We start from the raw sequence: 8,793 nt of genomic DNA on the forward strand, positions 1-8,793 counted from the left end.
CGATAGTGAGCGATGACCAGCGCGAAACTCCGGGGTGGCTCCACGCACGTGTTGTCCGACTGCGTACTATCGAACACGGCAGAAAATAGAAGCCGAGCCGATTTTAAAATTAAACCTAGAATTGCACTTTCGCTTGTACTCGTCTACAGATTCCGCGATGTGTACATATTGGTCAATGCTGCCAATACACAGCGCTGCGATAGCAAAAACGGCGGCGCGCATCGGATTTTTCGTGCAGGCGAGTTTGAGCGAGAAGGTGCGGCAGACGCTATTGTCTGCGGTCCAAGCAACACCGCGCGCGTCATTTCCGAATTCCCAAAACACCTTTTGTGACAGGTTGGTTTTCATGAGTTGACGATTGATCGTCGGGCATTGCCGGCAAGGCGAAGGGGGAGGGCGTGATGAAGGCTTTTGAGCTAACCGGGACGTATACCTATCGCAGCTTTGTAAATCGCGAAGAGATAGTTGACGATTTCAACAAGATCCAGTTCGCCGAAGCGGAGTTGACGCTTTTCGCGGCATCGGACGGGACCGTGACCGGGCTTCTGTCGTGGCCGACGAACGACGATGACACTGAACGCGCCTATATGGACATCACCGGCGTGATCGCAAGCGCCGAACCGTTCCTGGTTCAGTTCGACGGAAAGGGGCGGGCGAGTTCGGCGATCGCCGATTACCATTATCGCTACGAGCTGACCCTGGCGAGGCGATGGCCGGAGACGACCGATCCCCACACTTGCCTCGTCGGCTCCGTGATCAGAGTTAAAGATCACGGGAAGGCCAAGGCTGGCGTGACGGCGAGTGTTGCGGCAGTTCAGCGTGCGTTCGTCGAGCCACACGACATCCAAGGTGTCGCGCTTTTGCCGAGCACTTTGACCATGCTGGCGAGCAAGTGGCATCGGCTTTGGCATGCGACCTGGCACACCGTTCGCGGTGCCTGGTGGGATCTCCAGCCCGAAACGCGCAAAGCGATCGATGGTTACGGCTGGGGCCTCGCACGTCCACCATTCCGGCCGAAAGCGATCGGCGGACTCGATCTCGAAAACGGCGCAGGCGAGGACTTTCTGTTCATGCACCGCTGGATGATCAAGATGGTCAGCGACGATTATGCCAATCAGGGTGTAGCGCCGCCGCAGTCGTGGAAACAGATTCCGAAGCCGTCCTCGGCCCAGGCCTCATTCGTGGAGGCGAAGGATGCCTCCGGCCTGGTAACCTTCAAGCGCGACGCCGCCTCATCAGGCAACATGGTGCCGCCTGCTGATGAGTGGGCGAAGACGCAAGAGTTCTTCAATACGATCATGCGCAGTTGGGAGCGCCAGTTTTCCAGCAAGGGAACACTTGCTTCCCTGAGCCTTGGCGCGCTCGGCAATCTCATCGAATTCACGATCCACAACAACATGCATATGCGTTGGGCTACGCCGGCGCGTGATCCTGAAACAGGAGAGATTACAGTCGATCCAGAGACCGGGGATCCTGGCCGCCCGACTTTCGATTTCAGCGACAAATGGGATTCGCCAAAATACGACTATCTCGGCGAATTCTACTCGTCCCACGTCAATCCGTTGTTCTGGCGCCTCCACGGCTGGGTCGACGACCGGATCGATGACTGGTTCACAGCGCAAGAAGCAGCAAGTCCGGGCCGGATCAAGAAGCGTACATTGCACGGCGTCGAATGGTTTGACGTCAATGAGCCGTTCGTCATGGTGCCTGAACCCTTCGTCGGCGTCGCGCTCGAGGCAAGCCACGGCGGACATATGGATCACGCTGGCCATCCCGGCCACGATCCGAAGGCCGACGAGGTTGCGACCATGCTGAAAGTCATGGACTTACTGAAGAACGACGGCAAGCAGGATTTGCTGGCCATGGCCACGAGAACGCGCGAAGGCGCCAGGCTTCGACCGATCAGCATGCATTTCAGGGCGTTGGACGATATCGCGAAGTAACGCCGGTTGGCCTCCGGCAACGCACGTCGGTCGGTGATGGCAGCAATCCGCGAGTTGCGCGCGGCGCCGGAAGGACATCGAAGTGTGGACGCAGCACGGAGCTACAGCGAGACCGGCGGGAGCCGGTGTCGGCACGATTGAAGCTGCCAAGCGCTTTGCATCCGCACCACCGAAGATCGGCCGACGGTGGCCGGTGCCGTTCAAAGCGCGTGCGGTGGCATCCAAGGATTCGCCGAAGCCTAACGGCGCTCCCTCAGGGCGCCCGCCAGGTTTCTGCAAAGTGTCGTGCGTGGCTGGGCGAAAGGGTCCCTCTATCATTCCGTTCCGGCCGTCGAATTCCGAACGCGACCGGCGGCGTCTCCATGCCTGCGGGGACCTCTCATCGTATCAGGCGACGGCGGATTGCCTTGACGACTGCATGGGTGCGATTTGCGGCGTCGAGTTTATCTCGGACCGAACGGACGTGCTTGAGAATTGTCGGCCGGGAGACGCCGAGAATGACTGAGATCTCCCAGTCGCTTTTTCCTTCCGCCGCCCATAGGAGGCACTCGGTTTCCCGTGCTGTGATCCTAGTCTCCGGGTCGGCTGCGTTGCGTGGTACGAACAGCAACCGGCCAACCGCATAGTTCGCAGCGAATGTCAGTGCGCTCTTGGCCTCTTCGCTGATCTCCGGTGCTTCACCTCCGAACGATATGGCCACGACGCCACCGTCGAGTGTCTGGACCGGGACGACATGTCCGCTGCAAAGGCCGAATTCGCCGGCCTCGCCGCTGATCAACCTCACGTCGGACGAGCATTCGCATCGCGCGTAGGCCTCTTCCCACAGAAATGGCGAACGCGCTTTCCGCGAATGGGTAACGATCGGGTCGCGGAAGACGTAGTTGCGCTCGGCGTAACGTTTCTTCCAGCCGGGGGGCATGTGCTGGATCATGATCCGCGAAGCGATCTCGGAACTCGGCGTCGTGTTACTCGGGATCACCCCGCCAAACACCGAAGTAAAGCCGAACACACTGGCCAGTTCGATCAGGCATCGCTCAACGCCGCCAGCATCTGGTGACTGTTCGATGCGTGCGACGAAGTCCCAGGTCTTTCGGAGGTAGCTCGCCGTCTTCGGCTTTTGCCGATGCACGGCCGGACATGGAAATGCACTTGGGTCCATTACCGCCATGATCGATTATGCTACTCCTTTGCCGATTAACAAGCTCACTTTTTCTCAATCCTTCTACCTCCAGGTGCGTTGGTCTTTCGTCGCACAAAGCGTCATCTCGCGTCGCACCGACGTATTGGTCACCGAAACCGCACCGTTGAAGCCACCGCGGGCTACCGCTCGCGGCCGGCCTCATCGAGCGCGCGCGCGATCGGGGAGAGGATGTATTGTATGATCCTGCGCTCACCGGTCTTGATTTCTGCCTGCACGGCGAGGCCGGGGCCAACAGGCCGTTCCTTGCCCGCGATCAAGAGCGTCTTCTGCTTGAGCCGGATTCGGACGGCGTAGACCAGACCTTGCTGCGGCGGATGCTGCGCGCCGGCATTCGCGGAGGAATTCTGCTGCTGCTGCTGGTTCTGCTCAATCGCATCGCGGCTGATGTCTTCGACCTCACCTTCCAGGAGGCCGTAGTCCGTGAATGGAAATGCCTCGAGCTTGACCCGCACCGGCTGTCCTTCCCGGACGAAACCGATATCGCGGTTCATGATCATCGCGTCGACGGCCAGATCGGCATCGTCGGGAACGATTACCATCAGTGGCTGGGCCGGTTGAACGACGCCGCCCACGGTTGTCACGGCGAGCTGTTGAACGGTTCCAGCGACTGGCGATTCAAGCGTCTGGAACTCCTTTCGCTGTCCGGCCTTGCGCAAATCCTCTGCGGCCAACGCTGACTTGTCACTGGCGTCGCTGAGCTGAGTGACAGCCTCCTTGCCGAATGCTTCGCGCAGACGATGCATCTGCGCGTCGAAATTGGCGATCGACGCCCTTGCACGGGCCGCGTTGCTTTCCTGCACATCGATATTGTGGAGGTGTTCAATACGAAGCTGCTCGTACTCCATGGTCTTGAGCTTGGAGAAGAAGCCCTTGTCGCTGAGTTCGCTCCGCGCGGCGAGTTGCCGTTCGACCAGCGGAAGCGTTTCCCGCAACTTGGCCAGCTCCGCTTGCGAGGAGGCGAGTTGCGCTCTTTGCTCGTTCTTACTCTGCTCCAGGGCGCCGCGTTCGGCTTCATACTGGGCGATTGAGGTGCGAATGAACTGCCGTTGCGTTTCGGCGACGTCGTCAGGGGTACCGGGCGGAGCGTTGAAAGTGCTGGGACGTCCATCAAGATAGGCGAGAAGCGCGCTGTTGCGCGCGCGGATGATGTCGGCCGACAACCGGTTGCGCTGTGCCTGCGCTTCCTCGGCTCCGATCAGTGTCGGGTCGAGCTCGACGAGCAACTCACCCTTCTGGACATGCTGACCGTTGCGAACATGGATGGCGATGACGGAGCCGATCTCCATCGGCTGGATCAGCTTGACGTTTCCGACAGGGACGATCTTGCCGCTGGCAACCGCGACGACGTCGACCTTTCCGATGCAGGCCCAAACGATCGCCACGGTAAAGAGGCTGCACAGGATCCACAGCAGGTAGCGCAGACCGGGGCTGGCCGGCTTCTCCATGATTTCGAGCGCGGCCGGGAGGAATTCGTGTTCAATAAGCGGCCGGTGGTGACGATCAGCCTCATTCTGGATCGACCATGCCTGACGCAGGACGCTCAGATGGCGGGAGATTGTCGGAAACCGTCCTGCGAAGGCAGCGCCGATCATACCGCCACTCCCATCTGCTTTATGTAGAGCTGCGCGTAGCGCCCGCCGAGGTGGAGCAACTCATCATGGTTGCCCTGCTCGGTGATCTCGCCGGCTTCAACGGTGACGATGCGATGGCACTGCCGCACGGCCGAGAGCCGGTGCGCAATGATGATGACCGTCCGGCCCTTGGCGATCTTGCGCAGGTTCTCCTGAATGATCTCCTCGCTTTCCGCGTCGAGCGCCGAGGTTGCCTCGTCGAGGATCAGAATACGCGGGTTACCGACCAGAGCACGGGCGATTGCCATGCGCTGCCGCTGTCCGCCCGACAGGTTGTTGCCGCGCTCGTCGATGATCGTGTCGTAACCGTGGGGAAGGGCGAGGATGAATTCATGCGCCCCGGCGAGCGTTGCCGCCGCGATGACACGCTCCATCGATAGCGTCGGATCGGCCAGCGCGATGTTCTCGCGCACCGAGCGGTTGAACAGGATGTTCTCCTGAAGCACGACGCCGATCTGTCGGCGAAGCCATGCAGGGTCGACAAGCGCAAGGTCCACGCCGTCGACCAGGACGCGGCCGCGTTCTGGAATGTAGAGACGTTGGACCAGCTTGGTGAGGGTCGATTTGCCCGATCCGGACGGGCCGACGATGCCGAGCATTTCGCCGGCGCCGATGTCGAGACTGACTTCACGAAGCACTTCCGGCGCGTCAGGGCGATAGCGGAAGCGCACCTTGTCGAACGCCACGCGTCCCGTGATCGGCGGCAGGCTGGCGCGGTTGGGATTGTGTTCGGGTTCGGCCGGCGCGTTGAGGACGTCGCCGAGCCGGTCGACGGAGATGCGAACCTGCTGAAAATCCTGCCAGAGCTGCGACAGGCGCAGGATGGGCGCGGCGACGCGGCCTGACAGCATGTTGAAAGCGACCAGCGATCCAACCGTCAGATCGCCAGCGATCACCGCCTTGGCGCCATAATAGAGCACGGCGACCGTGGTGAGCTTGGACACGATCTGGATGAGATGACTGCCCCAGTTGGCCAGCACCGCGACGCGGAAGCCGGTGTTGGTGTAGCCGGAGAATTGGCGCTCCCATTTGTCTCGCATTTGCGGCTCGACGGCCATCGCCTTCAGCGTGCCGATGCCGGTGACGCTTTCGACGAGGAACGCCTGGTTCTCGGCGCCGCGATTGAATTTCTCGTCGAGCAGCTTGCGCAGGACCGGCGTGATGAACACCGAGATCAGGATGTAGCAGGGGATCGATAGCACGACGATCAACGTCAGCCACGGGCTGTAGAGCATCATCACCGCAAAGAAGACAATGGTGAAGAAGAGGTCGAGGACGACCGTGACCGTGTTCGACGTCAGGAACTCCCGAATGCGTTCGAGTTCACGGACACGGGCGACGCTGTCGCCGACGCGACGCGCCTCGAAATAGGAGAGCGGCAGGTTAAGGAGATGCCGGAACATCTGCGCGGACAGTTCGGCATCGACCCGGTTGGTCGTATGCGCGAACAGCCAGTTGCGCAGCGCCGACAGCAGCGTTTCCCAGATCAGGACAACCGCTAGGCCGATGGCCAGCACATCGAGGGTGGTCATCGACTGGTGCACCAGCACCTTGTCGATGACGAGCTGGAAGAAGATCGGGCTGACGAGGCCCATCAGTTGCAGGAAGAACGACCCGACCAGGACGTCGCGCAGCGGGCGGCGGTATTTGACCAGCGCGGGGATAAACCAGGAGATGTCGAACGGTCGAGACGCGCCAGCGATGCGCTCGCGCGAGGTGAGGAGCAGCATCTCTCCCGTCAGGCGTTCCGCGGCTTCAGCCTCCGACCAGATCTCGCCGCGGTCGCCATCCGGGCGCTGCAGAAGGAAGCGTCGTTCCTCGGTATCGGCTTTGAGGAGAATGATCGATGTGCCGTCCACGCAAGCGGCAATCGCGGGCAGGGGCAGCTTGGAAAAATCGGCCGCGCGGGCTCTTTTGATCTTTGAGACGAGCCCGAGCTTCTTCGCGATACGGGAAAGATCGCCGAAGCTGTAGGGGTCGTCGCCGCGCCCGCGATCATGCGCAATCTGGCCGGGATCGGCCGAGACACCGAGAAACTTCGCCAGCAGGATAAAACAGCCGAGCGCATGGTCGAAACGCGGCTGATCGTTATCGGCTGTCGGGGCCGGAGGTTCCGCGAGGTCGGTCATGGATGGATTAGCCACATCAGGGAGCCGCACGTCGCGGGAGATCGAACGAAAAACAATAGCGCCGCGCGCTCGCTGACGGGCTTTTGCATCAGACCGTTCAGCATTCGCGGCGGCGCTTCGACAACGGGCACGCGCACGGAAGCGTGTATTAGGCAGCCGGCGCTTCGAACTTTTGCGCACCCATCTTTTTCAAGGTCTCAGGGTCGAGGCTTTTGGCGACGACCGGATGAAGGCGAAGATCACCTTCCTTCGCGACCTGGCGGAAGTTGGCGATGACACGCGCCGTCGCCTTTGAGTTCGGCGCGATCACATCGAGCAGCCAGTTGATGTTGCCTGATTTCCATTCGTCCGGCTTGAGCCTGACGGGGAAGACGCCCGACTTCACCTGTTCGCGGATCTTGGCGTCGACCTCCTCGGATACGCTCGCCCAGATCGCGACGCCGGCGATGTCGGCCAACGCATTGCTGTCAGCATCCGAAGGATAGGCGATAGCGACACGATCGTTGATGAGCGGTTCGAGCACGAGGTGCTGAAGATCTTCGAGCGATTGGCTGCGATAGCGCGGAATCACCATCATCGCCATCACGATCTTGCCGAAGCTCTCGCGCACATGCGAGCGCACGGCCGCGATCTTCTTTGCCACTTCCGGATCGAGCGCCGCAGCGGTGGATGCGGGTGCCGCTGCGCCATTGTTTGCGGCACCGTTGCCTGATGCGGCCTTCGGCTTTTCATGTGTCTCTGATGCGGTCGCAGGCTGCTTTGCCATCGAAGTCCCCCGAGTCCAATATCTTGTACCTTAGGTTGAAATCGCAATGTGTCACCCGACGAACTAAGGCGCAAGCGTGGTTTTTCAACATTGTCCACTACCATTTGCGGGAAGGTGAAAGCGGGACATTTAGTTTAACGTTGAAGCAAAGAAACCCCCGTGTATCAGCCATTACTCAGATACTCTTATGCGCTCATTCGTCACAATCGTTAAGATTCCTGTTGCGTGCATCAATCGAACTGCTACCGTTGCGTGTAACATGGGGTGGGGCATGGCAGGCAGGGGAATCATCTCCACGCGAGCGGCAGCGATGATGCTGGCGGGTATTCCGACTGCGCTCAGATTGAGGCATCGCGCAAGGACGATCGCCATGGCGGTGATCGGATCGACGGTCGTCACGCTTCTAAGTGCGTGTAGCGACAATACACCTCTTAGTCTGCGCACCGACCAGACGCCCGTCTACCAATTTCTCGGCACGCAACGTTTCTCGATCCCAACTAATTACCTCGTCTCTCGTGATGTAGGAAGCGTCCTTGTCGTTGCCACTTGGCCGGAATTACAAGGGCGGTCACGCAGCAACTATAAACACTATCTGGACAGCAACATCAGCATTTATGTCAGCTCCGGAAATATACATAGCTTACAGTCAGTGTATCGCGTGTATGTCCAGGAGGCTTGGGGCTTCAAGAACCTTACACCGAACGAAACCAGCCGGATGTCCGACTTCGACGGGTATGTACTACGTCATCCAAAGAGCGACGCATCAAATCCTCACGCAACGCTGTTTGACATCTATTTGAAACGTTCACCAAGCGGTGAGTACACCGCGATTATCCGATGCGATGGTAAAGCAAGCCAAGGCATTCCGAGCCCGCAATGCCAGTATTGGACGGTGTATCCCGAGTTCCCAAACCTTTTATTCCACATCGGATTTTCTCGAACGCCTTTGCTTGATCAGGTGACCCGCGTTGACGATGGGGCTCGGGGGCTGTTTCTCAAATTCAATGCTGACGGTGAACGGGCCTACAAAGACGATCCAGATGCTCGCGACGCTCTCCAACACTCAGAGCAGCTCGTTCGAGACGCTCGCGGCAAAAAGTAGTACGAAGAATGGGAGCCACTA

At 59.8% G+C, this 8,793-nt stretch carries 7 protein-coding genes; 2 read left to right on the forward strand and 5 right to left on the reverse strand.

Annotated elements, in window-relative coordinates; all coding sequences use genetic code 11:
• Positions 1-66: 66 nt before the first annotated feature.
• Entirely contained in the window at positions 67-348 is a 282-nt protein-coding gene (locus M9H71_RS15235; protein WP_455405809.1) for a hypothetical protein, read from the reverse strand.
• A 53-nt stretch (positions 349-401) separates the two neighbouring features.
• On the opposite strand from M9H71_RS15235, the gene M9H71_RS15240 reads away from it, so the two are divergent.
• Positions 402-1,943 (forward strand): hypothetical protein, encoded by a 1,542-nt coding sequence (locus M9H71_RS15240; RefSeq protein WP_455405810.1) that lies wholly within the window; start codon positions 402-404, stop codon positions 1,941-1,943.
• Positions 1,944-2,322: 379 nt separating this feature from the next.
• Here the strand turns inward: M9H71_RS15240 and M9H71_RS15245 are convergent, their stop codons facing one another.
• The 4 genes from M9H71_RS15245 to M9H71_RS15260 form a co-directional block, all read right to left on the reverse strand.
• A complete protein-coding gene (locus M9H71_RS15245) occupies positions 2,323-3,111 on the reverse strand; it encodes a helix-turn-helix transcriptional regulator (RefSeq protein WP_455405811.1) in 789 nt (262 codons plus the stop codon).
• Positions 3,112-3,263: 152 nt separating this feature from the next.
• The gene (locus M9H71_RS15250; RefSeq protein WP_455405812.1) at positions 3,264-4,736 is read right to left on the reverse strand and encodes an HlyD family type I secretion periplasmic adaptor subunit; all 1,473 of its coding nucleotides are present in this window, start codon (positions 4,734-4,736) and stop codon (positions 3,264-3,266) included.
• A complete protein-coding gene (locus M9H71_RS15255) occupies positions 4,733-6,904 on the reverse strand; it encodes a type I secretion system permease/ATPase (RefSeq protein ID WP_455405813.1) in 2,172 nt (723 codons plus the stop codon). Before M9H71_RS15255 ends, M9H71_RS15250 begins: the two co-directional genes overlap by 4 nt.
• Before the next feature lie 148 nt (positions 6,905-7,052).
• A complete protein-coding gene (locus tag M9H71_RS15260) occupies positions 7,053-7,670 on the reverse strand; it encodes a toxin-activating lysine-acyltransferase (protein WP_455405814.1) in 618 nt (205 codons plus the stop codon).
• Between the two features lie 370 nt (positions 7,671-8,040).
• On the opposite strand from M9H71_RS15260, the gene M9H71_RS15265 reads away from it, so the two are divergent.
• Complete coding sequence (locus M9H71_RS15265; RefSeq protein WP_455405815.1) at positions 8,041-8,772, forward strand: hypothetical protein; 732 nt, start codon at positions 8,041-8,043, stop codon at positions 8,770-8,772.
• Positions 8,773-8,793: the final 21 nt, after the last annotated feature.

The sequence above is a fragment of the Rhodopseudomonas parapalustris genome, assembly GCF_053772255.1.